Here is a 24921-nt window from a genome sequence, read left to right as displayed (position 1 = left end):
CGGGGAGAGGTGAAGCAAGCGGCCTCGATCGGAATTCACTTCTTCCCCCGCAGGATATCGCCGACTTGCGGTACGTCCTTGTCGCCGCGGCCGGAGAGATTGACCACCATCAGATGATCCCTCGGCCGCTTCGGCGCCAGTTCCATCACTTTGGCGATGGCGTGCGCCGGTTCCAGCGCCGGGATGATGCCTTCGAGCCGCGACAGCAGTTGAAACGCCGCCAGCGCTTCGTCATCGGTGGCGGACAAATAATTCACCCGGCCGATTTCGTGCAGCCAGGAGTGTTCGGGACCGATGCCGGGATAATCCAGCCCCGCCGAGATCGAATGCGCGTCCTGGATCTGGCCGTCCTCGTCCATCAGCAAATAGGTGCGGTTGCCATGCAGCACGCCCGGCCGGCCGCCGGCGATCGACGCGGCGTGCAGTTGCGTCAGCCCGTGACCCGCGGCTTCGACCCCGAAAATCTCGACAGTGGGATCATCGAGGAAGGGATGAAACAGTCCCATTGCATTGGAGCCGCCGCCGATACAGGCAACCAGCGAGTCCGGCAGGCGGCCCTCGACTTCCTGCATCTGGGCGCGGGTCTCAGTGCCGATGATCGACTGGAAATCGCGCACCATCATCGGATAGGGATGCGGGCCCGCGACGGTGCCGATGCAGTAGAACGTGTCGTGCACATTGGTGACCCAGTCGCGCAGCGCCTCGTTCATCGCATCTTTCAGCGTGCGCGAACCCGATTGCACCGGGATCACCTTGGCGCCGAGCATTTCCATGCGAATGACGTTGGGCTGCTGCCGTTCGACGTCGACCGCGCCCATATAGACCACGCAGTCGAGCCCGAACCGCGCGCACAACGTCGCGGTGGCCACGCCATGCTGGCCGGCGCCGGTCTCGGCGATGATGCGCTGCTTGCCCATCCGCCGCGCCACCATGATCTGGCCGAGCACGTTGTTGACCTTGTGCGAGCCGGTATGATTGAGCTCCTCGCGCTTGAAGTAAATCTTCGCGCCGCCGAGATGTGCGGTGAGACGCTCGGCGAGATAGAGCGGCGACGGCCGCCCGACATAGTTCTTGAGATAGCCGTTCATCTCGGTCTGGAACGCCGGATCGGCCTTGGCATCAGCGTAGGCCTTCTCCAGATCGAGGATCAGCGGCATCAGCGTTTCCGCAACGAAGCGGCCGCCGAAAATGCCGAAATGCCCCCGCTCGTCGGGTCCGCTGCGGAATGAATTGGGCAGGTTTGGATTCATCTCGTCATCAACTCTTCGGTGGCGCGCGCGGCGCGGATGAAGTCGCGGATCATGTCGGGATCCTTGTGACCTGCGGCGCGCTCGACGCCGGAGGACACATCGACCCCGCCGGCGCGGGTGACGTGAACGGCTTCCGCGACGTTGCCGGCATTGAGGCCGCCCGAAACCATGAAGGGCAGCTTGAGATCGAGATTTTCCAGCACATGCCAGTCGAATACCGCCCCGAGGCCGCCAGGCCGCGTGGCGCCTTTCGGGGCCCGCGCATCGAACAGGATGCGATCGGCGACCGCCGCGTAGCCGGCTAATGGTACCAGATCGGCCGTGGTCTCAACCGCGATGGCCTTCATCACCGGCAAGCCGAAACTCTGCTTGATGTCGCGCAGCCGGGCTGTGGTTTCCCTGCCATGGAGTTGCAGCATATCCGGCCGCAAGGTCTCGACGATGTTGGCGAGCGTCGCGTCGTCGGCATCGACCGTCAGCGCGACTTTCCCGGCGCGGCCCTTGGCCTGCCGGCCGAGTTCCCGCGCTGTCTCCAGGCCGATATGACGGGGCGAGGCCGGAAAGAACACGAATCCCACCATGTCCGCGCCAGCCTGCAGCGCGACATCCAACGTCTCCGGTGTGGACAGGCCACAGATTTTGACGATCAGGGACATGTTCGAAATACGAGCTGGGGAGCGAACGGCGAACCGTGAACCCGGGATGACAGAACCAAGGCGATTTAGCCGCCTTCTACAACGTCGCGCCCGGCTTGTCTCGCCCGGCGGGGGCCCTATTGGCGGGGCTCTATCGACCGCCCTGCGACAACGCCGGAAAGGGCGGTACGCTGCCCTGCTGGGCGGTGGTGGCGGTGGCGGCGCGCAAATCGGCCAGTTGCGCCCGCGCCTGCCGCGCATCGGCTTCATGCTGGCGCGCCGCGCGACGCCAGCGGCGCTGCCGGAACCAGGTTGCGAGGCCGCCTGCGAGCACGCCCGAAATCACCGCGACAATGATGACCACGAATAGCGGGAGTGGAGGCAAATCAAAGAACGGGTCGCTGGAACCGAACGGGTCGAACGATACCGTCACCAGGTGACGATTGGCGACCGCGAACACGACGAAGATCGCGCCCAGTAGAATGACGACCACGGTATTGAAGAATTTTCGCATGACCATCTCTCATATCGATAGAGATCGGCGGAAATTTGAGTTCCGCGGCATGGCATCACCTGCTACCGGAAATCGCCTGCAACCGGAAGATGTACGACCTGGAACGCTTAGGCGCCGGCTTCCGGCGCGCCGTCATCCCGGTTCAGCCGTTCGCGCATTTCCTTGCCCGTCTTGAAGAACGGAACGCTCTTCTGATCCACCGGCACATGCGCGCCGGTGCGCGGATTGCGTCCGGCGCGGGCCGGACGATGCTTCACCGAAAATGCGCCGAAACCGCGCAGTTCGACCCGGTCGCCGCGCGCCAACGCCGCGACGATCTCATCGAGAATCGCGTTCACGATGTTCTCCACATCCCGCTGGTAGAGATGCGGGTTGTGCTCGGCGATGCGTTGAACGAGTTCGGATTTGATCATCGAGGTGGGGCCCGGAAAGTGCTGACATGCATTTCCGTGAAAATGCCTTGAACTGTCAAGACGCTAAATGAAATATGGATGCTGCGAAAAGGCGTGACAAAGGCTCCAATCCGGGATTGTGACAGCACCCCGCAACGCGGCAGGATGCTCGGAAGCGCGCCGAAGGCGGACTTGCGCCGATCAATTCGATCCGGCCGGTTGCCACAATGCCAGCATGCCATCGAGGCCGAGGCGATCGACGCCGGCTTGCTCGAGCTGTCGCGCAACGCCGCCGAAACCGAGCGCGTCGAGCGTAATCGAGGCCGCCGCCCGCAAAAACGTCAGGTCGCCAAAGCGTGGTGCCAGCTTGTAATCGCGCACCGGCAGATCGGCCTTGACGCCTTTCTGCGCCACCAGCCAGGCCACCGCGGTTCTTTCGTCGCCGAGTTGATCGATCAGTTTGAGATCGACCGCCTGATGGCCGGTGAAGACCCGTCCGTCCGCGACCTTGTCGAGCAATTGGTCGTCCATGCCGCGCCGTTCTTTCACCAATCCGCGAAACCATGCGTAGGAATCCTTCACCAGCGCATCGAGCGCCGCGCGCGCTTCCGGACTGGTCGGCTCGAACCCGTTGGGGGCTGCCTTCAGCGGCGAGGACTTCACCTCCTCGACCTTGACCCCGACGGTCTTCAAGAGATCGGTAAAATTCGGAAACTGAAACAGCACGCCGATCGAACCGACCAGCGAGGTCTGCTGGGCAATGATGTGATCGGCGGCGATGGCCGTGATGTAACCGCCGGACGCGGCCAAGCCTTCAACGACCACGACCAGCGGCTTCTTCGCCTTCAGCCGCGTCAGCGCATCGTATAACTGCTCGGAGCCGGCGGTGGTGCCGCCCGGCGAATTGATATGCACGATGACCGCCGGCGCGTTCGAATCCGCCAGCCGCTCCAGCGCCTCGACACGGTCCTGGTCGCTGCGGATCAGGCCTTCGATATTGACGCGGGCAATCGAGCCCGAGGCCGCCAGCGACCCGCGCGTGCCTGGCGTCACCATTATGCCGACGCCTGCGATCGCCGCGATCGCGATCAATGCCGCCGCCACGCGCCAGAACGTCAGCTTGCGGCGTATCCTGCGGCGATCGACGATCACGTCCGAATCAAGCGACATCGAAGTTCTCCTGGAAGCTTTCGTGAAAGTTCTCTTGCAAGTTCTTTTGGAGGTCTCTTGGAAGTTCTTTTGGGAATTCTTCCGAAACGATCCGCGCGTTTTGCATTCGCAAGCTGACCATCGGATTACCTGATTACATCAATTGCAGTGCAATTTGAAGAAAACAAGGCTCGGCAGGCCGTCGTCCCGGCGAACGAGGCTGTGAAACTATTCTGGACGTCATCCTGAGGTGCGAGCCCTTGCGAGCCTCGAAGGATGGCCGCAACGCATGGACTCGCGGCCATCCTTCGAGACGCGGCGAAGACGCCGCTCCTCAGGATGACGTCCGAGATGGCTTCACAGCCTCGTGCGTCGGGACGACAAAAAAGGCCCCGGTCGAAACCGGGGCCTGATCGATTACGCGAAGAAAGCGGACGCTTACTTCTCGCGGTTCTTCAGCGCGGTGCCGAGAATATCGCCCAGCGTCGCACCCGAGTTCGAAGACCCGTACTGCTCGATGGCTTCCTTTTCCTCGGCGACTTCGAGCGCCTTGATCGAGACCTGCACCTTGCGGGCCTTCTTGTCGAACTGGATCACCCGCGCATCGACCTTTTCGCCGACGGCGAAACGCTCGGCGCGCTGATCGGAGCGCTCACGCGCCAGTTCGGACCGCTTGATGAAGGTGGTGAAGTCGGTGCCCGAGATCTTAACCTCGATGCCGCTTTCCTTCACTTCGAGCACTTCGCAGGTCACGACCGCGCCCTTCTTGACGTCGCCCGGCTCGGCGAACGGGTCGCCTTCGAGCTGCTTGACGCCGAGCGAGATGCGCTCCTTTTCGACATCGACGTCGAGCACCACGGCCTTGACCATGTCGCCCTTCTTGAAGTTGTCGATCACCTGCTCGCCCGGAAGCTTCCAGTCGAGGTCGGACAGATGGACCATGCCGTCGACGTCGCCTTCGAGACCCAGGAACAGCCCGAACTCGGTCTTGTTCTTGACCTCGCCCTCGACGGTCGAACCGACCGGGAACTTCTCGATGAACACTTCCCAGGGATTGCGCATGGTCTGCTTGAGACCGAGCGAGATCCGGCGCTTGACCGAATCGACTTCCAAGACCTGCACTTCGACTTCCTGCGAGGTCGAAACGATCTTGCCGGGGTGCATGTTCTTCTTGGTCCACGACATCTCCGAGACGTGGATCAGGCCTTCGATGCCCGGCTCCAGTTCGACGAACGCGCCGTAGTCGGTGATGTTGGTGACGCGGCCGGTGAAGCGCGCGTTGAGCGGATACTTGCCCTCGATGCCCTGCCACGGATCGTCCAGCAACTGCTTCATGCCGAGCGAAATGCGGTGGGTCTCGTGGTTGATCTTGATGATCTTGACCTTCACGGTCTGGCCGATGGTGAGCACTTCGGTCGGGTGATTGACCCGGCGCCAGGCGATATCGGTGACGTGCAGCAGGCCGTCGATGCCGCCGAGGTCGACGAACGCACCGTAATCGGTGATGTTCTTGACGACGCCGTCGATCACCTGACCCTCTTCGAGGTTCTGCACCAGTTCCTGGCGCTGCTCGGCGCGGGTCTCTTCCAGCACGGTCCGGCGCGACACCACGATGTTGCCGCGGCGGCGATCCATCTTGAGGATCTGGAACGGCTGCGAATTGTTCATCAGCGGAGCGACGTCGCGGATCGGACGGATGTCGACCTGCGAGCGCGGCAGGAAGGCGACCGCGCCGTCGAGGTCGACGGTGAAGCCACCCTTGACCTGGTTGAAGATGACGCCGTGAACCTTCTCGTTGTTGTTGAAGGCCTTCTCGAGCTTGCCCCAGCTTTCCTCGCGGCGCGCCTTGTCGCGCGACAGCACCGCTTCGCCGAGCGCGTTCTCGATGCGGTCGAGGAACACCTCGACTTCGTCGCCAACCTTGAGATCGCTTTCGCGGCCGGGCCCATTGAATTCACGCAGCGCCACACGGCCTTCGGTCTTCAGGCCGACGTCGATGACGGCCATGTCCTTTTCAATCGCAACGACGATGCCCTTGATGACGGAGCTTTCCTGCAGGTTGCCACCGGCAAAGGACTCGTCGAGCATCGCGGCGAAATCGTCGCGGGAAGGATTATAAGAAGTAGCAGTCGCAGCCATTTGTTCTCCAGATGCGGGTATCGCCGGCCATTCGGGTTAAGGGCGTATCGCGCGTGAAGTGTCAGGGTTCCGCAAACCCTAACGACCGCTCATCGCGACGGAAAATCGCGAAAGCGGGCCGGCAGCATGCCTGCACGTTCGATACGTTGATTTTGTCCGGGACCTGAAGCTTATCGATCTCAAGAAAGCGAGTTCGAGATACCGACGATCTAGACCTGGAGCGGGCTTTCCTCCAATGACGGCAGAGGCTCAAACCTGCTGCCGGCCCGCTCGGACGGCCTCGATAATATCGATGGCGGCCCGGACGCCGCCTTCTATATCCAAATGCGAGTTATCGAGCAAGTGAGCATCCGGCGCTGCCTTTAAAGGGGCAGCGGCGCGATTCTGGTCACGTTCGTCGCGTTTGAGGATATCGGCCAGGATCACGGCCTCATCGGCGTCCTCGCCCCGGCCCTTGGCTTCCAGGGTGCGGCGCTGGGCGCGGACTTTGGGGTCGGCGATGACGAAAATCTTCACATCGGCGTCCGGGCAGATCACGGTTCCGATATCGCGGCCGTCGAGCACGGCTCCCGGCGGGCGGGCGGCAAATTGCCGCTGAAAACTCACCAAAGCGTCCCGCACCCCCGGGAAGGCCGAGACCACCGAAGCGGCGTCGCCCACTTTTTGCGATTTTAAGGCCGGATCGCCGAACTTTCCGGGGTCGAGTTCCATTGCGGCCGTGACCGCGGCGGCCTCATCGGTCAATTCGGCGCCGGCATCCAGCAGCGCCTTGGCCACGGCGCGGTAGATCACGCCGGTATCGAGGTGGCGAAGGCCGTAATGAAGCGCGAGCCGCTTGGCGAGCGTGCCCTTGCCGGACGCCGCCGGCCCGTCGATGGCGATGATCATGTACGCTAGGTTCTCTCTGTCCAAGGGCCTCGGGCGCGTCGCAGCGGCCGTTCCTCAGTGAAAATGTTGCGGGACGCGAATTCGGCGGGACTACTGAAGGTAAGGTATTCGCGCATCGCGTCCGACGGGTCGGCCGTTGTGAACCACGGGCTGGCTAAGCGGCGGGCTGGATCGCAAACCCAAGGCGGAACGCGGCCCAGCCGCCGCTGCTTTGCCAGATACTCGGCCATGGCGCCAACCAGCGCGTCAAGCCGGTCATCTCCCGTCAAATTTGGCTCGCCCTCAATCGAGGCGTAGCGATCTTGGTCGGTTTTCGCCAGATCAAAAGTATCGACGAACTCAGCAAGCATGACATCTCGCGCGGCCCCGGCTTGAATATTTTCAACCGCCTCAGCGAGGGTATTTGGGCGCATCGGCCGCTCCCTGGCGATTCATGTTTTCCAATAAAAACCGCTGCTTCTCGGAAGAAGCCGCGCTCACGGGAAAATATCGGCCAAGCAAGGCTATTGCGCCCTCCACTGTCGAGATACCCGTCACCTGCATCAGATTGAGTATATCGAGCCGCTCGGTTTCGCCGCGAAACGGATCCATGATCCGAAATGCTTTCAATTTAAGCGCCAGCAAATATTCCGCCGAGGGGACGGAAACCACAAGCCCCGCCGGGCTGCCATCGCGCGGAAACGTCCCAAATTCAAGATGGTCGGGCGCACGATCGGCAAGCGCGCTGAGGTGAAACGCGACCCCGTCATTGAGCCAATCTTCGTGCCAGCGATTTTCCTCGGAGATTTCACGTACCACCGCTGCCAGCCAATTGGGCAGCGGCCGTTCGAGTTCCGACACGTCGACGTCTTCAGTGGCAAACCGGAAATTGCTTGCGAGCATCAGCGCCGAGCCGCCATAAACCGCGATCTGCAACTTGGCTCCGGCCTGCGCAGCCGCCCGCCCAATCCTGTCAAAGGCGTCGAGCAGCGCGTCGCGGCCGAAAGCTGCACTCATCGAGCCCGTCTCATGAAAACTCCGCGCCAAGACCGCGCATCATCGGGATGAAATCCGGAAAGCTGGTGGCGATGAAGGCGGTATCGTCGACCTTCACCGGTTTGTCGGACGCCAGTCCCATCACCAGCGCCGACATCGCGATGCGGTGGTCCATATGGGTCGCGACCAGGCCGCCGCCGGGAACATGACCCTTGCCTTCGACGATCAGGTCGTTGCCTGAAATCTCGACCTTGACGCCGTTGACCCGCAGCATGGCGGCGGTGGCTTCGAGCCGGTCGGATTCCTTGACCCGCAATTCCTGCAAACCGCGCATGATGGTGGTGCCTTCGGCAAAGCCTGCCGCCACCGCCAGCACCAGATATTCGTCGATCATCGACGGCGCCCGTTCCGGCGGCACCTCGACGCCGCGCAATTTCGAGGCGCGTACCCGCAACTGCGCCATCGGCTCACCGGCATCGCCTCGGACATGGCTTTCCTCGATCGAGGCGCCCATCTCGCGCAGCGTCGTCAACAGCCCGGTGCGCAGCGGGTTGGTCATGACGTCGGACAGCACGATGTCGGAGCCTTCCACGATCAGGGCGGCGACGACCGGGAACGCCGCCGACGACGGATCGGCCGGCACCACCACTTCGGCGCCATGCAATTCGGGCTGACCGGTGAGCGCGATCTTGCGTCCATGGACGCCTTCGGAGGCCGAGACGATCTGGGCGCCAAAATGCTTCATCATCAGTTCAGTGTGGTCGCGGCTGGCTTCGGTCTCGATCACGGTGGTGACCCCGGGGGCCGCGAGGCCCGCCAGCAACACCGCGGATTTGATCTGCGCGGACGCCACCGGGGTGCGGTACAGGATCGGCAGCGGATCGCGCGCACCGTGCAAGGTCAGCGGCAGGCGTCCGCCTTCGCCGCTGGCGCCGGTTCGCGCCCCCATCAACTCCAGCGGATCTAGGATCCGCCGCATCGGCCGGCTCCGCAGCGAGGCGTCGCCATCAAATACCGCCGTGATCGGGCAACCCGCGACCGCCCCCATCACCAGCCGGCAGCCGGTGCCCGAATTGCCGAAATCAAGCGGCATTTCGGGCTGCGCGAACCCGGCAACCCCCACACCACGGACCGACCAGGCGAAATCGCCGGTCCGCTCGACCTTGGCGCCGAGCGCCCGCATCGCCTTGGCCGTATTGAGGACATCCTCGCCCTCAAGCAGGCCCGAAATCCGGGTTTCGCCGACCGCCAGCGCGCCCAGGATCAGGGCGCGGTGCGAAATCGACTTGTCGCCCGGTACCCGGGCTTTTCCGGACAAAGGACCGCTGGAACGGGCCTCAAGCGGCGTTGGGTGGGCGGAATGAGTCAAGATTGTGTCCTCTGCGCCGACGGCAGGTGTCGCCGGCAGGTATCATATGGGCCGCGTCGCGTCACGCGGCTGTCGGTATCCCGCAAAGCTATTGACACCGGCGCGTCAACTAGCCAAGTGAAGCACCGTTTTTCAGAAATCCCCAGGATTCCACACGTGGCCAAATCCGATCTCGGAACCAAACGCATTTGCCCGACTACGGGTAAGAAATTTTACGACCTCAACAAGAGCCCGGTGATCTCACCTTATACCGGCGAAGTGGTGCCGATTGCGCCGATTCCGCCGCCGCGTACCCGTGCCGATGCCGCCGCTCGCGCCGCGGCTGCATCCGCTGCCGCCTCCGCGGAAGCCACGCCGGAGCCCGCCGAGGCCGAAGAATTGGTCCCGCTCGAGGAAGCCGACGCCGAGGAGAATTCGGGCAAGGTGAAAGCCGTCGTTCCCGAATCGGAAGACGACATCGAGATCGACGACACGATCGAAGACGATGATGACGACGATTCGACCTTCATCGCCGACGAGGAAGAAGGCGACGAGGACGTCACCGACATCATCGGCGACGTCGGCGGCGACGAAGAGACTTGAGACTTGAGATCAGCCCTGATCTGTGATCAGGGTTTCGTCCCGCGCGTCGCCCACGACGCGTGGTTGGTTAAGGGGCCATAGCTCAGCTGGGAGAGCGCTTGCATGGCATGCAAGAGGTCGGCGGTTCGATCCCGCCTGGCTCCACCAGCCTTCGCTCGCTTCGCGAGCTTCGGCTCGGCAAGCCCGGAAACCTATCAAGCGCGAAGCGAGCAAAGGCTGCCGCGTCGTAGCCCGAAGGGCGCAGACGGCCCGGTGAGAAGCGCCTCTGACGCACCTACTCCCCCAACACCGCATTCAGCCGATCCCTTAGCGCGACGATCTCGTTCTTCATCGCGACCAGTTCGCCGACCGAACAGGCGGACGCCGCGAGGATCGATTGCGGGACGGCCTTGGCTTGCTCCCGCAGCGCGTGGCCCGCGGCCGTCAGTTCGATCAGCACCTGGCGTTCGTCCTCGGTGCCGCGGGTTCGCTTGATCAGGTTCGCCGCCTCCAGCCGCTTCAGGAGCGGCGTCAGCGTGCCGGAATCGAGGAACAGGCGCTGGCCGATATCCTTGAGTGGAATGTTGTCACGCTCCCACAGCGCCAGCATGACAAGATACTGCGGATAGGTGAGCCCGAGCCGGTCGAGCAGGGGCTTGTAGACGCGGTTGAAGGCGTGGGAGGCCGAATAGACCGCAAAGCAGATCTGATTGTCGAGCCGCAGGGCCTGTTCCGCCGTGAGTTTCCTGACCATCTGCGTTCTCGTCCAATGCCGGCTTCGGGTTCGTTGTGGGTCTACGGGACCGCCAATTCAATTGCGAACAATTAAATGTGAGACCACGTATTTTATATTGCACACAATCTAATTGTATGCAATTCATAATCCGCTTCAAACCAAAGGGAGATCACCATGTCTGTGAACGTGCTCTACAAGACCAGCGCCAAGGCAACCGGGGGCCGCGATGGCCACGCCGCCACCCTCGACGGCGCACTCGACGTCAAGCTCACCACCCCGAAGGAACTCGGCGGCGGTGGCGGTGCGGGCAACAATCCCGAGCAGCTGTTCGCGGCCGGCTATGCCGCCTGCTTCATCGGCGCGATGAAGTTCGTGGCCTCGCAAGGCGGCCCGAAAGTGCCGGACAACGCCTCGGTGACCTCGACGGTGGGCATTGGCCCGCGAGCGGCCGGCGGCTTCGGCCTCACCGTTGATCTTGCCGTCTCCCTGCCCGGCCTCCCCCATGCCGAAGCCGAGGCGCTGGTGGAGAAGGCCCACCAGGTGTGCCCCTATTCCAACGCCACCCGCGGCAACGTCGATGTGAAACTGAGCGTGGCCTAATTCGAGGCTGGCACCTAAATCCGCGATACGGAATGGCCCGCCGCTCTGGCGGGCCATTTTTCGTTCTGACGGCATATGCCCGTGCGCGGGAAGGCATTGCCGCGGCGCCTGAAGACCGATAGCTCAAGAATTCCATTCTCAGCTTGAGCGAAGGTTCTTTTCATGAGTTCAGAAGCGGCCCCCGGCGCGATGGCCGGATTGCGCGTCATCGACCTCACGCGCGTTCTCGGCGGACCCTATTGCACCCAGATTCTGGCCGATCACGGCGCCGACGTCATCAAGGTCGAACCGCCGGCCGGTGACGAGGTGCGTGACTGGGGCCCTCCCTTCCATGACGAGGATGCGGCCTATTTCGTCGGCATCAACCGCAACAAGCGCTCGATCGGCCTCGACCTCGCTTCCGAGGGCGGACGCGCCGTGCTGATGAAGATGCTGGAAGGCGCCGACGTCCTGATCGAGAACTTCAAGCCGGGCACGCTGGACAAATGGGGCATCGGCAACGAGGTGCTGCGCGCGAAATTCCCCAAGCTCGTGCACTGCCGGATCTCCGGCTTCGGCGGCGACGGCCCGCGCGGCGGCAATCCAGGCTATGACGCCATCATCCAGGCCATGACCGGGATGATCAAGGCAACGGGCTCGCCGGAAAGCGGCCCGATGCGGATCGGCGTTCCGGTGGTGGACATCACAACCGGGCTTTACGCCGCGATCGGCATCCTGATGGCGCTGTCGGAACGGCAAAAATCCGGCCTCGGGCAGTTTCTCGAGACCACGCTGTACGAGACCGGACTTTCCGTCATGCACCCGCATGCCGCGAACTATTTCATGCACGGCAAGCCGCCGCAGCTCACCGGCAACGAACACCCCAATCTCGTGCCTTATGCGATCTTCCCGACCCGCACCGACAACATCTTTATCGGCGTCGGCAATGACGGCACCTTCCGCAAGCTGGCCAAGGAAATCGGCAAACCCGAACTCGGCACCGATCCGCGCTTTGCCCGCAACAAGGACCGCATCGCCAACCGCGATGCATTGCGCGCCGAGCTTGCCGCGGTCTTCAGCCAGCACGACGCAGCTCCGCTATGCGACCGCCTGCTGGCCGCAGGACTGCCCGCCGGGCCGGTGCAGTCGATCGACCAGGCGCTCACCAGCGCCCACGCCGTCCACCGTGGCGACGTCATCGAAAAGGACTGGTACAAGGGCGTCGCCTCGCCGATCCGCATGACCCGCACCAAATCCAGCCTGCGCCGCACGCCACCCAAGTTCAGTCAGCACAGCGCCGAAGTGCTGGCGGAGTTCGGCTATTCCAAAACGGAGATCGATGGTTTGGTCGCGAAGGGTTTTGTTTGCGGGCCCGAGCGGAAGCGCTAAGCGTTGCGATGGGTCGTCCCGGCAAGCCCGGGGCGACCTGACCTTGCGGGACGACGGCTTCGGCAAGTTTCTTCTGTTGTTTTCCTCTTGTTTTCTTAGCCTATTTTGTCGTTTCCTTCGGCGGGGCTTCCCCGGTAAATTGCCTTACTTACACAGTCATTTGCACGTCATCCGGCGCTGTTAACGCGCGAAAACGATGATGGCGGCCCAACAGGAGGAATTCGATGGTTTTTCGACAATTCGGCGCCGCCTCGGTGATCGCTGCCACGCTGGCGCTCGCGACGCCGGCTTACGCAGTGACCGAGATTCAGTGGTGGCACGCGATGACCGGCCCGAACAACGATGTCGTGGTCAAGCTCGCCAACGATTTCAACGCCTCGCAAAACGACTACAAGATCGTCCCAACCTTCAAGGGCAGCTACGCCGACACGCTCAACGCCGGGATCGCGGCGTTCCGCGCCGGCAACGCACCGGGCATCATGCAGGTGTTCGAGGTCGGAACCGCAACCATGATGGCGGCCAAGGGCGCCATCAAGCCGGTTTCCGACCTGATGAAGGAGCAAGAGGAATCCTTCGATCCCAAATCCTACCTGCCGGCGATAACAGGATATTACTCGACCTCGAAGGGCGAGATGCTGTCGTTCCCGTTCAACTCGTCGAGCATGGTGCTGTGGGTCAATCTCGATGCGCTGAAGAAGGCCGACATCGACGCGCCCCCGAAGACCTGGCCGGAAGTGTTCGCCGACGCCAGGAAGCTGCATGCGACCAACCCGACCTGCGGCTTCTCGCTGTCGTGGATCACGTGGGGCCTGATCGAGCAGTTTTCGGCGTGGCATAATGTGCCGATCGGGACCAAGGCCAATGGCCTGGATGGCTTCGACACCGTGCTCGAATTCAACACCCCGCTGGAAACCAAGTTGCTCGAGAACCTTGTCGAACTGCAAAAGGACAAGAGCTTCGATTATTCGGGCCGCACCAACACCGGCGAAGGACGCTTTACGTCCGGCGAATGCGCGCTCTACATGACCTCGTCCGGCTTTTATCCGAGCGTCAAGGCCAACGCCAAGTTCAGCTACATTTCGGTGCCGATGCCGTACTTCCCCGACGTCAAGGATGCGCCGCAAAACTCCATCATCGGCGGCGCTTCGCTCTGGGTGATGGGCGGCAAGAGCCCCGAAGAATACAAAGGCATCGCCAAGTTCTTCACCTTCCTGTCGGATACCGACCGCCAGATTTATCTGCACCAGGCTTCGGGCTATCTGCCGATCACCAAGGCGGCCTACGAAAAGACCAAGGCCTCGGGCTTCTACGAGAAGAATCCGATCCTCGAAGTGCCGCTCAAGGAGCTGACCAACAAGGAGCCGACCGAGAATTCGCGCGGCCTGCGCTTTGGCGGCATGGTGCAAATGCGTGACGTCTGGTCCGAAGAGATCGAGGCCGCCCTTGCCGGCAAGAAGACGGCCAAGGAAGCGCTCGATGCGGCGGTAAGCCGCGGCAACCAGATGCTGCGTCAATTCGAGCGTACGGCCAAGTAAGCGCGCGAGTGGCGAGTAGCGAATAGTTGTTTTTCCCTATTCGCTATTCGCCACTCACCATTCGCCCCTTAACGAGATTCCAATGGAAAACCGCGCGATCTTTTCAGGCAAACTGCTACCCTGCCTGCTGATCCTGCCGCAGCTCGCGATTTCGCTGATCTTTTTCTATTGGCCGGCGGCGCAGGCGCTGTGGCAGTCGTTCCTGGTGCAGGATGCGTTCGGACTCTCGACCGAGTTCGTCTGGTTCGAAAACTACGTCAATCTGCTGCAAACCCCCGAATATTATCACGCGATCGGCGTCACCCTGGTGTTTTCGGCGCTGGTGGCGTTTTTCTCGCTCGGCCTCGGCCTGCTGCTCGCGGCGATGGCCAACCGCAACATCCGCGGCATCCAGATCTATCGCACCTTCCTGATCGTGCCCTACGCGGTGGCACCGGCGGTCGCCAGCGTGCTCTTCATCTTCATGTTGCAGCCCGGGCTTGGCATGATCGCACGCGCGCTGCAGCGCGCCGGCATCGACTGGAATCCGGTGCTGAACGGAACGCATGCGATGATCCTGGTCGTCATCGTCGCGGTGTGGAATCAGATCAGCTACAATTTCCTGTTCTTTCTCGCAGGGCTGCAGGCGATCCCGAAAAGCGTGATCGAAGCCGCCGCGATCGACGGTGCGCGGCCGATGCGGCGGTTCTGGACCATCATCTTCCCGTTGCTGTCGCCGACGACTTTCTTTTTGATCATCGTCAATATCACCTACGTCTTCTTCAACACGCTTGGCATCATCGACACCGCGACCGGCGGCGGCCCCAGCGGCGCCACCCAGACGCTGGTCTACAAGGTGTTCCAGGACGGCAAGGTCGGTACGGACCTCGGCGGCTCGGCCGCGCAGTCGGTGATCCTGATGGTGATCGTGGTTGCACTGACCGCATTTCAGTTTCGCTACGTCGAAAAGAAAGTTCATTACTGAACGCCATGGTCGAACATCGCCGCTTTGGAAATTGGCTGCCGCATCTGATCCTGCTGACCGGCGTCGTGATCGTCGCGTTTCCGGTGTATCTCGCCGTGATCGCCTCGACCCACGACAACGCCGTGATCGCCAACGGCCAGATGCCGCTCTATCCCGGCACGCACGGCCTTGAAACCTACTGGAACACCATCGTCGCCGGCGCCGGCAAGACCACGCGGCAACCGGTCGGCGGCATGATGCTCAACAGCCTGATCATGGCGCTCGGCATCGCGGCGGGAAAAATCGCGATCTCGATCATCTCGGCCTATGCGATCGTGTTCTTCGCGTTCCCGTTCCGGATGACGGCGTTCTGGACCATCTTCATCACGCTGATGCTGCCGGTCGAGGTGCGCATCTTCCCGACCTACAAGATCACCAGCGACCTGCATATGCTGGATTCCTACGCGGGGCTGATCCTGCCCTTGATCGCGTCGGCGACCGCGACGCTATTGTTCCGTCAGTTCTTCATGACGATCCCGAAGGAACTGGTCGAGGCCTCGAAGATCGACGGCGCCGGCCCGATCCGGTTTTTCTTCGATACCTTGCTGCCGCTGTCGGTCACCAACATCGCGGCGCTGTTCGTGATCCTCTTCATCTATGGCTGGAATCAATATCTCTGGCCGCTGTTGATCACGACGCGCGACGACATGCAGACCATCGTGATCGGCATCAAGAAGATCATCGACGTGCACGACGCCCTGACCGAATGGCAGGTGGCGATGGCGACCGCCGTGCTCGCCATGCTGCCGCCGGTCGTCGTCGTCGTGCTGATGCAACGCCTGTTCGTCAAAGGCCTGATCGAGACAGAGAAGTGAGAATGAAGATGCGAATGGCGAATAGCGAATGGCGAGTGGACCGCCCCACCGTGCTCGCGCCTCATTCTTCCCTACTCGCTATTCGCCATTCGCTATTCGCTGGTGGCCACCATGGCTAGCGTCACCCTCCGCAACGTTCAAAAAACCTATCCCGGCGGCTTTCTGGCCATCAAAGGCATCGACTTCGCGGTCGGTGACGGCCAGTTCTGCGTGCTGGTCGGCCCTTCCGGCTGCGGCAAGTCGACGCTGCTGCGGATGGTCGCCGGGCTCGAAACCATCACCGACGGCGAGATCGACATCGGCGGACGCATCGTCAACCAGATCGAGCCGGCCGAGCGCGACATCGCGATGGTATTCCAGAACTACGCGCTCTATCCGCATATGACCGTCTACGACAACATGGCTTACGGTCTGCGCAACCGCCGCATGGCCGAGCCCGAGATCAAAACTCGCGTCGAGGAAGCCGCTCGCATTCTCGAGCTTGGCGCCATGCTGACGCGCAAGCCCGGGCAATTGTCCGGCGGCCAGCGCCAGCGCGTCGCGATGGGCCGCGCCATTGTCCGGCAGCCAAAAGTGTTTCTGTTCGACGAACCGCTATCCAATCTCGATGCCAAGCTGCGCATTGCGATGCGGGTCGAAATCCGCAAATTGCAGCGGCGGTTGAAGACGACCTCGATCTACGTGACCCACGACCAGCTCGAAGCCATGACGCTCGCCGATATCCTGGTGGTGATGAATGGCGGCCAGGTCGAGCAGATCGGCAATCCGCTCGACATTTATCAAAAGCCGGCGACGACCTTTGTCGCGTCCTTCATCGGCGCGCCTCCCATGAATCTGCTGCCGATCAAGCCCGACGAGTTCAAATCGCAATCGGGCGGCGACCTCGCCGTCGAGGCCGGCATTCTGGGTGTCCGCCCGGAAGACCTCGTGGTGTCGAGCGAGGCAACCTCCGGCATCGCGTTCGATCTCACCGTGGAAGCGATCGAGCGCGTCGGCGCTGAGACCTATATCTACGGTACACGGCAGCGCGGGGCGCAAAGCATCGCCGCCAATCCCGGCGAGACGCCGCCGGGCGAGGTGATCGTGCGGATTCCGGGCGCCGTGGCGCCCGATATCGGCGAGAAAATCCGGGCCGTGGCGCCGCGGGAAAAGCTGCATCTGTTCAGCGCCGACGGCCGTCAGCGGATCGGCCCGTAGGTTCGGCTCGTTGCCGGACGCTTTTTGGCCTCGATCTGGAACTTGGGTTAACCATCCTTGAATCCGGCTTGATCTCCCCTGGAGCTCCCGTGCCCCGGCTCCGGCGACAGGCCAGGTCTGCGTTTTCCGGCTTTTGTCGTGGTTCCAGAGATGCTTGAACGCCCGCCAAATCGTGCCCATATTGCTGATTGACTGGACGGCAAATCCGCCGGACGGCCGTTAAATGGGGCGCCGCAAGGGCCCCTCAAAGTCGCTTCGAGAGGACTTTGTAATGTCTCGTGTTCCTTCGTTATCCAGTCCGTTCCTGCTTGGGTTCGACGAAATCGAGCGTGCGCTCGATCGCGTCGTCAAGGGCGCCGACGGCTATCCTCCCTACAACATCGAACGCTGCGACCGTGCCAACGGGCAGCCCGAACGCCTGCGCATCACGCTGGCGGTCGCGGGCTTCACGCGTGACCAACTCGATGTAACCACTGAGGAAAACCAGCTTGTGATCCGGGGCCGCCAGCAGGACGACAAGGCTCGGCAGTACATCCATCGCGGCATCGCCGCGCGCCACTTCCAGCGCACCTTCGTGCTGGCGGAGGGGATGCTGGTGCTGGGCGCGGATTTGAAAAACGGGCTGCTGTCGATCGATCTGGCCCGGCCTGAGCCGGAGAAGGTCGTTAAGACAATCGCTATCAATGAACACGAATAATGGAACGAGGAGCGGACTCGACCGCTTAGTCTGATCAGAGGAGTCGAGACCATGAGTGAACTGACTGTAACGTTCGAACCCGAAAGCGTCACCACCGAGGCGCTGGCCCATCTCGGCGAAGGCCATATCGCCTACGTCAAGCAGGTCCGCTCCGAAGACGTGCCGGATCTGTTTCCGCAGGCGCCGAAGATCGCGCCGGGGCTCAAGCTGTTTGCGCTTCATGCCGCCGACGGCACGCCGATCATGCTGACCGATAGCCGCGAAGCGGCGATTGCGAATGCCTGGAGCAACGAGTTGCAGGCCGTCAGCGTTCACTGACCCGGCGCTTGCCGGTGTCACTGACCCGGCTCTTAAGCCCGTGAGCTGTCTCTGACGTCATCCCCGGGATGAACGCAATTGCGTTCACCCGTGAGGTGTGAAGCCGACGACGCATTCGCGTCGTTGGCGAACCTCGAAGGATGGCTGCACACACGGCGCGGAACAACATCCTTCGAGACGCGGCCAAGCGGCCGCTCCTCAGGATGACGTCGAAATGGCTTCACCGCCACCCTTGCCGTGTCGCTGACGCGAGTTTTGCGGTTGTCCCTGACAGCGGCGTTTGCCTGCTGTCGGTGGTATCATCCGAATTTTATACGCACGGGCGTTTGTCTCCGGCCATGCCGGAACAAGCGCCCGCGCTGTTTTCGGCTCCGATTCGCGGGTCAGGAATGTTTCCAGCGTATTTGACCAAGCCAGGCCCGGGCGATAGACATCCGGCAAATGGTGAGTGTTGAAGGCCCGCCCCAGGCGGGCTTTTTATTATCCGCAGCCTTCCCGGCGGACCTCACCTGAAGCCGTTCAAGGAGAGGATTTCCCATGCCCGCCTATCGCTCACGCACCACGACCCACGGCCGTAACATGGCAGGCGCGCGCGGGCTGTGGCGCGCCACCGGCATGAAGAACGAGGATTTCGGCAAGCCGATCATCGCCGTGGTGAACTCGTTCACGCAGTTCGTGCCCGGCCATGTGCATTTGCAGCATCTTGGTCAGCTGGTCGCGCGTGAGATCGAACTCGCTGGTGGCGTGGCGAAGGAGTTCAATACCATCGCGGTCGATGACGGCATCGCGATGGGCCATGACGGCATGCTCTACAGTCTGCCTTCGCGCGAGCTGATCGCCGATAGCGTGGAGTACATGGTCAACGCGCATTGCGCCGACGCCATGGTCTGCATCTCCAACTGCGACAAGATCACGCCGGGCATGCTGATGGCCGCGCTGCGCATCAACATCCCGACCGTGTTCGTTTCTGGTGGACCGATGGAGGCCGGCAAGGTCACGATTAAAGGCAAGACCCGCTCGGTCGACCTGATCGACGCCATGGTCGCTGCCGCCGACAGCTCTGTCAGCGAAGCCGAAGTCGAAGAGATCGAGCGCTCGGCATGTCCGACCTGCGGTTCATGCTCGGGCATGTTCACGGCCAATTCGATGAACTGCCTGACCGAAGCCCTTGGCCTCGCGCTGCCCGGCAACGGCTCCATCGTCGCAACCCATGCCGACCGGCGCGACCTGTTCGTCAAGGCCGGCCATCTGATCGTGGACCTCGCGCGCCGCTACTACGAGAAAGACGACAAGCGCGCGCTGCCGCGCGAGATCGCGAGCTTCAAGGCGTTTGAAAACGCGATGACGCTCGACATCGCGATGGGCGGATCGACCAACACCGTGCTGCATCTGCTGGCCGCGGCGTATGAGGGCGAGGTGCCGTTCACGATGGCCGACATCGACCGTCTCTCGCGCAAGGTGCCGGTGCTGTGCAAGGTCGCGCCCAGCGTCGCCGACGTGCATCTCGAGGACGTCCACCGCGCCGGCGGCGTCATGGCGATCCTCGGCGAGCTCAACCGCGGCGGCCTGCTGACGACCGATTTGCCGGTCGTGCACAGCGAAACCTTGGCGTCGGCGCTCGCATCCTGGGACATCGCGCAGACCTCGAACGAAAAGGTCATGGGCTTTTATCGCGCAGCACCCGGTGGGGTCCCGACGCAAACCGCGTTCAGCCAGAAGCAACGCTACGACGAACTGGATGTCGATCGCGCCAAGGGCGCCATTCGCGACGTCGCCCACGCATTTTCCAGGGATGGCGGCCTCGCGGTGTTGTCGGGCAATCTCGCGCTCGACGGCTGCATCGTCAAAACCGCTGGAGTCGACGACAGCATCCTGAAATTCTCCGGACCGGCGCGGGTCTACCAAAGCCAGGACGCGGCTGTTGCCGGCATCCTCGGCAACAAGGTGAAGGCGGGCGATGTCGTCGTGGTCGTTTATGAAGGCCCGAAGGGCGGCCCCGGCATGCAGGAAATGCTGTACCCGACCAGTTATCTGAAATCGAAGGGCCTCGGCAAAGTCTGCGCGCTGATCACCGATGGCCGGTTTTCCGGCGGCTCGTCGGGCCTGTCGATCGGGCACGTCTCGCCCGAGGCGGCGGAAGGCGGCCTGATCGGCCTCGTGAAGGACGGCGACATCATCGAACTCGATATTCCAAACCGCTCGATCAGGCTGGCGGTGGATGAAGCGGAGTTATCGCAGCGTCGCGCCGCCATGCTCGCGCTGGGCTCGAAAGCCTGGAAGCCCGCCAAGCGCGATCGCAAGGTATCGACGGCGCTCAAGGCCTATGCCGCGCTGACGACCAGTGCTGCCCGTGGCGCGGTTCGCATTGTCGAGGATTAGAGCATGATCCGGAAAAGTGGATACCGGTTTTCCCTCGGGACAACGCGAAGCGTTTGCCCGGAGATCATGCTCAAATAAATAGATAGAGCGGGATGACGATTCGAAGATAAGTCATCTCGCTCTAATCGGAAACTTAAGCCGCGCTCGCGGGCGGCAGCGCCAGCACCGAATAGATCGCTTGCGCGTCGCGCGAGGCGCGCAGCTTCTTGGCGACGTCCTGATCGCGCAACAGCCGCGCGATCCGCGCCAGCGCTTTCAAATGATCGGCGCCCGCGCCCTCCGGCGCCAGCAGCAGGAACACCAGATCGACCGGCTGGCCGTCCATCGCTTCGAAATCGATCGGCCGCTCGAGGCGGGCGAAAAGCCCGAACAGCTTTTCCAGCTTCGGCAGCTTGCCGTGCGGGATGGCGACGCCATAGCCCACCGCGGTGGTTCCAAGCTTCTCCCGTTGCAACAGCACCTCGAACACCGTGCGTTCGTTCTGCCCGGTCAGCAGCGAGGCACGCGCCGCCAGCTCCTGCAGCGCCTGCTTCTTGCTGTTGACTTTCAACGCCGGGAGGATCGCCTCGGGTGCGACCAGGTCGGTAATCGTCATTGGGCGTTCCGAGGTGAATTAACCGTCAAGGGTGCGAAATAGGTTTTAAAGCCGCATCGTCAAGAAGATAAGACGGGAGGCGGTTTTATGTCCGGGTCCCGATGGGGGCGCTTCTACTCCAACGTTTGACCGGTGCCAACTGCCGCAAAGCCGTTCCCACCCCTATCCTTAAGAAGCGGCGGACCATAGGGAGGGGTCCAAAAGCCGTCAATCCCGGGGTAACCACGGATTGGCTGCTATCCCCCGGCGTTAACCGAAGGCGGGTCGATCCAGCCGACATTGCCGTCGGCCCGCCGGTAAATGATGTTCACCCGGCCGCTGGAACCGTGCTGAAAAACCATGCAGGCCGCGCCGGTCAGATCGAGTTCCATCACGGCCTCGCTGACCGAGAACCGCTTCAGCGATGTCGTCGCTTCGGCGATGATCACGGCGTTGTAGCCGTCGACATCGTCTTCGCCGTCGGCGGCCGGCGCCTCGATGATATAGCTCGGCGCATCCAGCGTCGGCGCGTCCATCTCCGCGAGCGCAGCGGACGCCACATAGGCCTTGCGGGCCGAGCGATCCTTCAGCCGGCTCTTGTAGCGGCGCAGACGCTTTTCCATCATCAGCAACGCCTGGTCGGCACTGGCATAGGCATCGGCGGCGTTGGAGTCGGCTTCCAGCGTGATCCCGGAATCCAGATGCAGCGCGCAATCGGTTCGGAAACCGAAGCCGTCCTTGCTCAGCGTGATGTGGCCGGAATAATTGCCGTCAAAATATTTGCGCAGCACTTCCTCGGTGCGGTCGCTGACGCGGTCGCGCAGCGCCTCGCCGATGCTGATGCTTTTTCCGGAGATGCGAAGGGTCATGGTTAGGCCTCGCTGGGTTCTGGACGGAGCCGAGACTATCCCGATTTGCAAGTTATTTCGAACAAATCCGCACGCAATCAGGCAGGCGCGGGATCGCGGGAGCGGTCGGATGACGCAGCGGGCGCTGAAAGGGCATTGCCGAGCATGCTCTGTTTGTCCCGGCGGCGCTGCACCGAGGATGGGATTCGCATCGCCTCGCGGTATTTCGCCACGGTGCGGCGGGCGATATCAATTCCCGTCGAGCGCAATCGTTCCACGATGGTGTCGTCGGAAAGGATCGCCGTCGGATCTTCCGCATCGATCAATTGCTTGATGTGGTGACGGACGGCTTCCGCCGAATGCGCTTCGCCGCCGTCGGCCGATGCGATCGACGCGGTGAAAAAATACTTCAATTCAAAACTGCCGCGATTGGTCGCCATGTACTTGTTGGCGGTCACCCGCGACACCGTCGATTCATGCATCTGGATCGCGTCGGCCACCGCCTTGAGATTGAGCGGCCGCAGATGCGCCACGCCGTGGGTGAAGAAGCCGTCCTGCTGGCGCACGATCTCGGTCGCGACTTTCAGGATGGTGCGAGCGCGCTGATCCAGCGCGCGCACCAGCCACGTCGCGTTCTGCAGACAATCGGTGAAATAGGATTTGTCGCCATCCTTGCGGATCGTCTTCGACAATTTGGTGTAATAGACCTGATTGACCAGCACGCGCGGCAGCGTGTCGCTGTTGAGCTCGACGTGCCAGCCGCCATCGGGCCCCGGCCGCACATAGACATCGGGCACCACGGTCTGCATCCGCGTCGCGCCGAACTTCAGGCCGGGCTTCGGATCGAGCCGGCGGATTTCGCCGATCATCTCGGTGATGTCGTCATCATCGACGCCGCACAGTTTGCGCAGCGCGGTGATATCGCGCTTGGCCAGCAGATCGAGATGCTCGACCAAGGCCTGCATCGCCGGGTCGTAGCGATTGAGTTCACGCAGCTGGATCGCAAGGCACTCGCTCAGATTTCGCGCGCACACGCCGGGCGGATCGAATTTCTGCAGCACCGCGAGAACCGCGTCGACGTCCTGTTGCGACGCCCCGAGCCGCTCGGCCGCCTGTCCGAGATCCGGCGGCAGATAGCCCGCATCGTCCACCAGGTCGATCAGATATTGCCCGATCATGCGCTGCGCCGGCGCGGTGAACGCGACCGCCAATTGCTCGGCGAGATGGCTGCCGAGCGTGATTTCGGCGGCAACGAAGGCCTCGAGATTATACGCGTCGTCGTTGGAAGCGCCGCCGCCCCATTCGGTATAGGCGGTAGGTGCGGCGTCCTGCGCGGTCCGCGCCGCGGCCTCGGCAGGCTCTTCGGAAAAGACGTTGTCGAGGCCGGTGTCGAGGGTTTGCTCGATCTCGGTGCGGGTGCCGAGATCGTGGTTCAGCCATTCTTCCTGGCCCGGCTCGAACTGGCTTTGCTCAAACTGGCCTGGCTCAAAATTGTCGCCGGTCGCCCCGCTACCCGCCTCAGCACGGTCGCCGCCCGCATCCTCGCCATAGCCGGATTCGTCCGAACCGGAAAATTCGGCCCGTTCCGGCACGGGTTCGCCCGCCACCGGCGGCTCGGCGCTGTCGTTGGTGCGCTCAAGCAGCGGATTTCGTTCGAGCTCCTCCTCGACAAAGGCCGAGAGGTCGAGATTGGACAGCTGCAGCAGCTTGATCGCCTGCATCAGCTGCGGCGTCATCACCAGCGACTGGGACTGGCGGAACTCTAATCTCTGCGTTAGCGCCATGAAGGCAAGAACCGTTCCTGAAAGTTGGTCCGATTCTTGCTTAAACTAGTCCACGGCCGATGTACACGGCTTGACGAAACCTAAAAATGGGCTAGAGGCGGAATTCCTCGCCAAGGTAAAGGCGGCGTACATCCGGATTGTTGACGATCTCGTCCGGACTGCCTTCTGTCAAGATCTCACCGGCATAGACGATATACGCACGGTCGGTCAGTCCGAGCGTTTCCCGGACGTTGTGGTCGGTGATCAGCACCCCAATGCCGCGATTGGTGAGGTGGCGGACCAGATCCTGAATGTCGCCCACCGCGATCGGATCGATGCCGGCAAACGGCTCGTCGAGCAGCATGTAGTTCGGCCGCGTCGCCAGCGCGCGTGCGATCTCGACGCGACGCCGCTCACCGCCGGAGAGCGCGATCGACGGCGTCTTGCGCAGCCGCGTGATATTGAATTCATCCAGCAGCGAGTCGAGTTCGATCTCGCGCTTTTTCTTCGAGGGTTCGACGACTTCCAGCACCGCGCGGATATTCTGTTCCACGGTGAGACCGCGGAAGATCGAGGCTTCCTGCGGCAAATATCCGATCCCGAGCCGGGCGCGCTGATACATCGGCAGCTTGGTGACGTCGTGGCCGTCAAGTTCGATGGCGCCGCGATCGGCCGGAATAAGACCCGTGATCATGTAGAACACCGTAGTCTTGCCGGCGCCGTTGGGGCCGAGCAAACCCACCGCTTCGCCGCGGCGCACATAGATGCTGACGCCGCGCACCACCTGGCGCTTGCCGAAGCTCTTTTCCACGCTATGCACAGCCAGATAACCGGCCCGGGTCGCCATCCGCGGCGCAGCGGCGGCGCCGTTGGTCTTGGCTTTTTTCTCGGGCTTGTCGGCTTTGGGCCGCGGGCGCGGCGTTTCGGCCGCAGCCGGCTGTTCGGCGTACGCCGGAGACGACGCCGGATCAATTCGCGGCACCGGAGCTTCGCGGGCGATCGGCGGCGCATCGCGCACCGGGCTGGCCAGCATATCGCCGAAGGAATCCGCGAGCGCGGTGATGTCATCGCGCGAGCGCGCAAATCCTGCGCGCTTCGCCGGGCGTCGACGGAACATGCCGAGTAAATCCACCATCGCCGCTTTGCTTAGCCTTTCACGGTAATCCCGCGACACGCCCGCGGCTTTTCGATTCGCGCACCGAGCATGAATGAAGGG

General features: G+C 62.4%; 25 protein-coding genes and 1 tRNA gene. 11 read left to right on the top strand and 15 right to left on the bottom strand.

Annotated elements, in window-relative coordinates; translation table 11 throughout:
• Positions 1-35 precede the first annotated feature (35 nt).
• From trpB to aroA, 10 genes are all read right to left on the bottom strand, one after another.
• Positions 36-1250 carry a tryptophan synthase subunit beta gene (trpB, locus tag GSQ88_RS28900; RefSeq protein WP_159011200.1) on the bottom strand — a complete coding sequence of 405 codons (1215 nt, stop codon included), beginning with the start codon at positions 1248-1250 and terminating at the stop codon, positions 36-38.
• Positions 1247-1906, bottom strand: a complete 660-nt coding sequence (locus tag GSQ88_RS28895) for a phosphoribosylanthranilate isomerase (RefSeq protein ID WP_159011199.1) — start codon at positions 1904-1906, stop codon at positions 1247-1249. Before GSQ88_RS28895 ends, trpB begins: the two co-directional genes overlap by 4 nt.
• A 130-nt stretch (positions 1907-2036) precedes the next feature.
• Positions 2037-2399 (bottom strand): lipopolysaccharide assembly protein LapA domain-containing protein, encoded by a 363-nt coding sequence (locus GSQ88_RS28890; RefSeq protein WP_174248140.1) that lies wholly within the window; start codon positions 2397-2399, stop codon positions 2037-2039.
• Positions 2400-2506: 107 nt separating this feature from the next.
• Positions 2507-2812 carry an integration host factor subunit beta gene (locus tag GSQ88_RS28885; RefSeq protein ID WP_159011197.1) on the bottom strand — a complete coding sequence of 102 codons (306 nt, stop codon included), beginning with the start codon at positions 2810-2812 and terminating at the stop codon, positions 2507-2509.
• A gap of 180 nt (positions 2813-2992) precedes the next feature.
• Positions 2993-3961 (bottom strand): signal peptide peptidase SppA, encoded by a 969-nt coding sequence (sppA, locus tag GSQ88_RS28880; RefSeq protein WP_159011196.1) that lies wholly within the window; start codon positions 3959-3961, stop codon positions 2993-2995.
• A gap of 417 nt (positions 3962-4378) precedes the next feature.
• Positions 4379-6079: a 30S ribosomal protein S1 gene (rpsA, locus tag GSQ88_RS28875; protein ID WP_159011195.1), complete on the bottom strand. Its 1701-nt coding sequence runs from the start codon at positions 6077-6079 to the stop codon at positions 4379-4381.
• A gap of 249 nt (positions 6080-6328) precedes the next feature.
• The gene (gene cmk, locus GSQ88_RS28870) at positions 6329-6967 is read right to left on the bottom strand and encodes a (d)CMP kinase (protein ID WP_159011194.1); all 639 of its coding nucleotides are present in this window, start codon (positions 6965-6967) and stop codon (positions 6329-6331) included.
• Positions 6968-6972: 5 nt separating this feature from the next.
• Positions 6973-7380 (bottom strand): hypothetical protein, encoded by a 408-nt coding sequence (locus GSQ88_RS28865; RefSeq protein ID WP_159011193.1) that lies wholly within the window; start codon positions 7378-7380, stop codon positions 6973-6975.
• Positions 7358-7963 carry a hypothetical protein gene (locus GSQ88_RS28860; RefSeq protein ID WP_159011192.1) on the bottom strand — a complete coding sequence of 202 codons (606 nt, stop codon included), beginning with the start codon at positions 7961-7963 and terminating at the stop codon, positions 7358-7360. Before GSQ88_RS28860 ends, GSQ88_RS28865 begins: the two co-directional genes overlap by 23 nt.
• A 10-nt stretch (positions 7964-7973) precedes the next feature.
• Positions 7974-9311, bottom strand: coding sequence for a 3-phosphoshikimate 1-carboxyvinyltransferase (gene aroA / locus GSQ88_RS28855; protein ID WP_159011191.1), 1338 nt, complete (start codon positions 9309-9311; stop codon positions 7974-7976).
• Between the two features lie 156 nt (positions 9312-9467).
• Between aroA and GSQ88_RS28850 the strand changes: the two genes are divergently transcribed.
• Both GSQ88_RS28850 and GSQ88_RS28845 read left to right on the top strand, forming a co-directional pair.
• The gene (locus tag GSQ88_RS28850) at positions 9468-9893 is read left to right on the top strand and encodes a TIGR02300 family protein (RefSeq protein WP_159011190.1); all 426 of its coding nucleotides are present in this window, start codon (positions 9468-9470) and stop codon (positions 9891-9893) included.
• A 71-nt stretch (positions 9894-9964) separates the two neighbouring features.
• Positions 9965-10040: transfer RNA gene (locus tag GSQ88_RS28845), tRNA-Ala, on the top strand.
• A gap of 127 nt (positions 10041-10167) precedes the next feature.
• On the opposite strand, the gene GSQ88_RS28840 is transcribed toward GSQ88_RS28845, so the two are convergent.
• Positions 10168-10626, bottom strand: coding sequence for a MarR family winged helix-turn-helix transcriptional regulator (locus tag GSQ88_RS28840; protein ID WP_159011189.1), 459 nt, complete (start codon positions 10624-10626; stop codon positions 10168-10170).
• Between the two features lie 156 nt (positions 10627-10782).
• Between GSQ88_RS28840 and GSQ88_RS28835 the strand changes: the two genes are divergently transcribed.
• The 9 genes from GSQ88_RS28835 to ilvD all read left to right on the top strand — a co-directional run bounded on the left by GSQ88_RS28835 (position 10783) and on the right by ilvD (position 20520).
• The gene (locus GSQ88_RS28835; RefSeq protein WP_159011188.1) at positions 10783-11208 is read left to right on the top strand and encodes an organic hydroperoxide resistance protein; all 426 of its coding nucleotides are present in this window, start codon (positions 10783-10785) and stop codon (positions 11206-11208) included.
• A 162-nt stretch (positions 11209-11370) separates the two neighbouring features.
• The gene (locus GSQ88_RS28830) at positions 11371-12576 is read left to right on the top strand and encodes a CaiB/BaiF CoA transferase family protein (protein WP_159011187.1); all 1206 of its coding nucleotides are present in this window, start codon (positions 11371-11373) and stop codon (positions 12574-12576) included.
• A 224-nt stretch (positions 12577-12800) separates the two neighbouring features.
• On the top strand, positions 12801-14111 hold the full coding sequence (ugpB, locus tag GSQ88_RS28825; protein ID WP_159011186.1) for a sn-glycerol-3-phosphate ABC transporter substrate-binding protein UgpB: 1311 nt from the start codon (positions 12801-12803) through the stop codon (positions 14109-14111).
• An 82-nt stretch (positions 14112-14193) separates the two neighbouring features.
• Positions 14194-15075, top strand: a complete 882-nt coding sequence (ugpA, locus tag GSQ88_RS28820; RefSeq protein ID WP_159011185.1) for a sn-glycerol-3-phosphate ABC transporter permease UgpA — start codon at positions 14194-14196, stop codon at positions 15073-15075.
• A 5-nt stretch (positions 15076-15080) separates the two neighbouring features.
• Positions 15081-15929, top strand: a complete 849-nt coding sequence (ugpE, locus tag GSQ88_RS28815; protein WP_159011184.1) for a sn-glycerol-3-phosphate ABC transporter permease UgpE — start codon at positions 15081-15083, stop codon at positions 15927-15929.
• Positions 15930-16040: 111 nt separating this feature from the next.
• Positions 16041-17126: a sn-glycerol-3-phosphate import ATP-binding protein UgpC gene (locus GSQ88_RS28810; protein WP_159011183.1), complete on the top strand. Its 1086-nt coding sequence runs from the start codon at positions 16041-16043 to the stop codon at positions 17124-17126.
• A 271-nt stretch (positions 17127-17397) separates the two neighbouring features.
• Positions 17398-17823: an Hsp20 family protein gene (locus GSQ88_RS28805; protein ID WP_159011206.1), complete on the top strand. Its 426-nt coding sequence runs from the start codon at positions 17398-17400 to the stop codon at positions 17821-17823.
• Positions 17824-17874: 51 nt separating this feature from the next.
• Positions 17875-18141: a BQ00720 family protein gene (locus GSQ88_RS28800; protein WP_159011182.1), complete on the top strand. Its 267-nt coding sequence runs from the start codon at positions 17875-17877 to the stop codon at positions 18139-18141.
• Between the two features lie 537 nt (positions 18142-18678).
• Positions 18679-20520 carry a dihydroxy-acid dehydratase gene (gene ilvD, locus GSQ88_RS28795; RefSeq protein WP_159011181.1) on the top strand — a complete coding sequence of 614 codons (1842 nt, stop codon included), beginning with the start codon at positions 18679-18681 and terminating at the stop codon, positions 20518-20520.
• A 133-nt stretch (positions 20521-20653) separates the two neighbouring features.
• Here ilvD and ptsN read toward each other — a convergent pair whose 3' ends face one another.
• The 4 genes from ptsN to lptB all read right to left on the bottom strand — a co-directional run bounded on the left by ptsN (position 20654) and on the right by lptB (position 24840).
• Positions 20654-21115: a PTS IIA-like nitrogen regulatory protein PtsN gene (gene ptsN / locus GSQ88_RS28790; RefSeq protein WP_159011180.1), complete on the bottom strand. Its 462-nt coding sequence runs from the start codon at positions 21113-21115 to the stop codon at positions 20654-20656.
• Positions 21116-21351: 236 nt separating this feature from the next.
• Positions 21352-21963, bottom strand: coding sequence for a ribosome hibernation-promoting factor, HPF/YfiA family (gene hpf, locus GSQ88_RS28785; protein WP_159011179.1), 612 nt, complete (start codon positions 21961-21963; stop codon positions 21352-21354).
• A 77-nt stretch (positions 21964-22040) separates the two neighbouring features.
• Positions 22041-23726, bottom strand: a complete 1686-nt coding sequence (rpoN, locus tag GSQ88_RS28780) for an RNA polymerase factor sigma-54 (RefSeq protein ID WP_159011178.1) — start codon at positions 23724-23726, stop codon at positions 22041-22043.
• Between the two features lie 91 nt (positions 23727-23817).
• Positions 23818-24840, bottom strand: coding sequence for an LPS export ABC transporter ATP-binding protein (gene lptB / locus GSQ88_RS28775; protein WP_159011177.1), 1023 nt, complete (start codon positions 24838-24840; stop codon positions 23818-23820).
• Positions 24841-24921 lie beyond the last annotated feature (81 nt).

Origin of the sequence: Bradyrhizobium sp. S69, assembly GCF_009766005.1 — a bacterium.
In the GTDB taxonomy this organism is placed as follows: Bacteria; Pseudomonadota; Alphaproteobacteria; order Rhizobiales; family Xanthobacteraceae; genus Bradyrhizobium.
Note: the sequence above shows the minus strand (reverse complement) of the source record. Positions and strands in the feature narration are given on the sequence as shown.

Coding starts and splice junctions, on each gene's coding strand:
- trpB (WP_159011200.1), bottom strand. CDS start 1,250: ATGAATCCAAACCTGCCCAATTCATTCCGCAGCGGACCCGACGAGCGG.
- GSQ88_RS28895 (WP_159011199.1), bottom strand. CDS start 1,906: ATGTCCCTGATCGTCAAAATCTGTGGCCTGTCCACACCGGAGACGTTG.
- GSQ88_RS28890 (WP_174248140.1), bottom strand. CDS start 2,399: ATGCGAAAATTCTTCAATACCGTGGTCGTCATTCTACTGGGCGCGATC.
- GSQ88_RS28885 (WP_159011197.1), bottom strand. CDS start 2,812: ATGATCAAATCCGAACTCGTTCAACGCATCGCCGAGCACAACCCGCAT.
- sppA (WP_159011196.1), bottom strand. CDS start 3,961: ATGTCGCTTGATTCGGACGTGATCGTCGATCGCCGCAGGATACGCCGC.
- rpsA (WP_159011195.1), bottom strand. CDS start 6,079: ATGGCTGCGACTGCTACTTCTTATAATCCTTCCCGCGACGATTTCGCC.
- cmk (WP_159011194.1), bottom strand. CDS start 6,967: ATGATCATCGCCATCGACGGGCCGGCGGCGTCCGGCAAGGGCACGCTC.
- GSQ88_RS28865 (WP_159011193.1), bottom strand. CDS start 7,380: ATGCGCCCAAATACCCTCGCTGAGGCGGTTGAAAATATTCAAGCCGGG.
- GSQ88_RS28860 (WP_159011192.1), bottom strand. CDS start 7,963: ATGAGTGCAGCTTTCGGCCGCGACGCGCTGCTCGACGCCTTTGACAGG.
- GSQ88_RS28840 (WP_159011189.1), bottom strand. CDS start 10,626: ATGGTCAGGAAACTCACGGCGGAACAGGCCCTGCGGCTCGACAATCAG.
- GSQ88_RS28835 (WP_159011188.1), top strand. CDS start 10,783: ATGTCTGTGAACGTGCTCTACAAGACCAGCGCCAAGGCAACCGGGGGC.
- GSQ88_RS28830 (WP_159011187.1), top strand. CDS start 11,371: ATGAGTTCAGAAGCGGCCCCCGGCGCGATGGCCGGATTGCGCGTCATC.
- ugpB (WP_159011186.1), top strand. CDS start 12,801: ATGGTTTTTCGACAATTCGGCGCCGCCTCGGTGATCGCTGCCACGCTG.
- ugpA (WP_159011185.1), top strand. CDS start 14,194: ATGGAAAACCGCGCGATCTTTTCAGGCAAACTGCTACCCTGCCTGCTG.
- ugpE (WP_159011184.1), top strand. CDS start 15,081: ATGGTCGAACATCGCCGCTTTGGAAATTGGCTGCCGCATCTGATCCTG.
- GSQ88_RS28810 (WP_159011183.1), top strand. CDS start 16,041: ATGGCTAGCGTCACCCTCCGCAACGTTCAAAAAACCTATCCCGGCGGC.
- GSQ88_RS28805 (WP_159011206.1), top strand. CDS start 17,398: ATGTCTCGTGTTCCTTCGTTATCCAGTCCGTTCCTGCTTGGGTTCGAC.
- GSQ88_RS28800 (WP_159011182.1), top strand. CDS start 17,875: ATGAGTGAACTGACTGTAACGTTCGAACCCGAAAGCGTCACCACCGAG.
- ilvD (WP_159011181.1), top strand. CDS start 18,679: ATGCCCGCCTATCGCTCACGCACCACGACCCACGGCCGTAACATGGCA.
- ptsN (WP_159011180.1), bottom strand. CDS start 21,115: ATGACGATTACCGACCTGGTCGCACCCGAGGCGATCCTCCCGGCGTTG.
- hpf (WP_159011179.1), bottom strand. CDS start 21,963: ATGACCCTTCGCATCTCCGGAAAAAGCATCAGCATCGGCGAGGCGCTG.
- rpoN (WP_159011178.1), bottom strand. CDS start 23,726: ATGGCGCTAACGCAGAGATTAGAGTTCCGCCAGTCCCAGTCGCTGGTG.
- lptB (WP_159011177.1), bottom strand. CDS start 24,840: ATGGTGGATTTACTCGGCATGTTCCGTCGACGCCCGGCGAAGCGCGCA.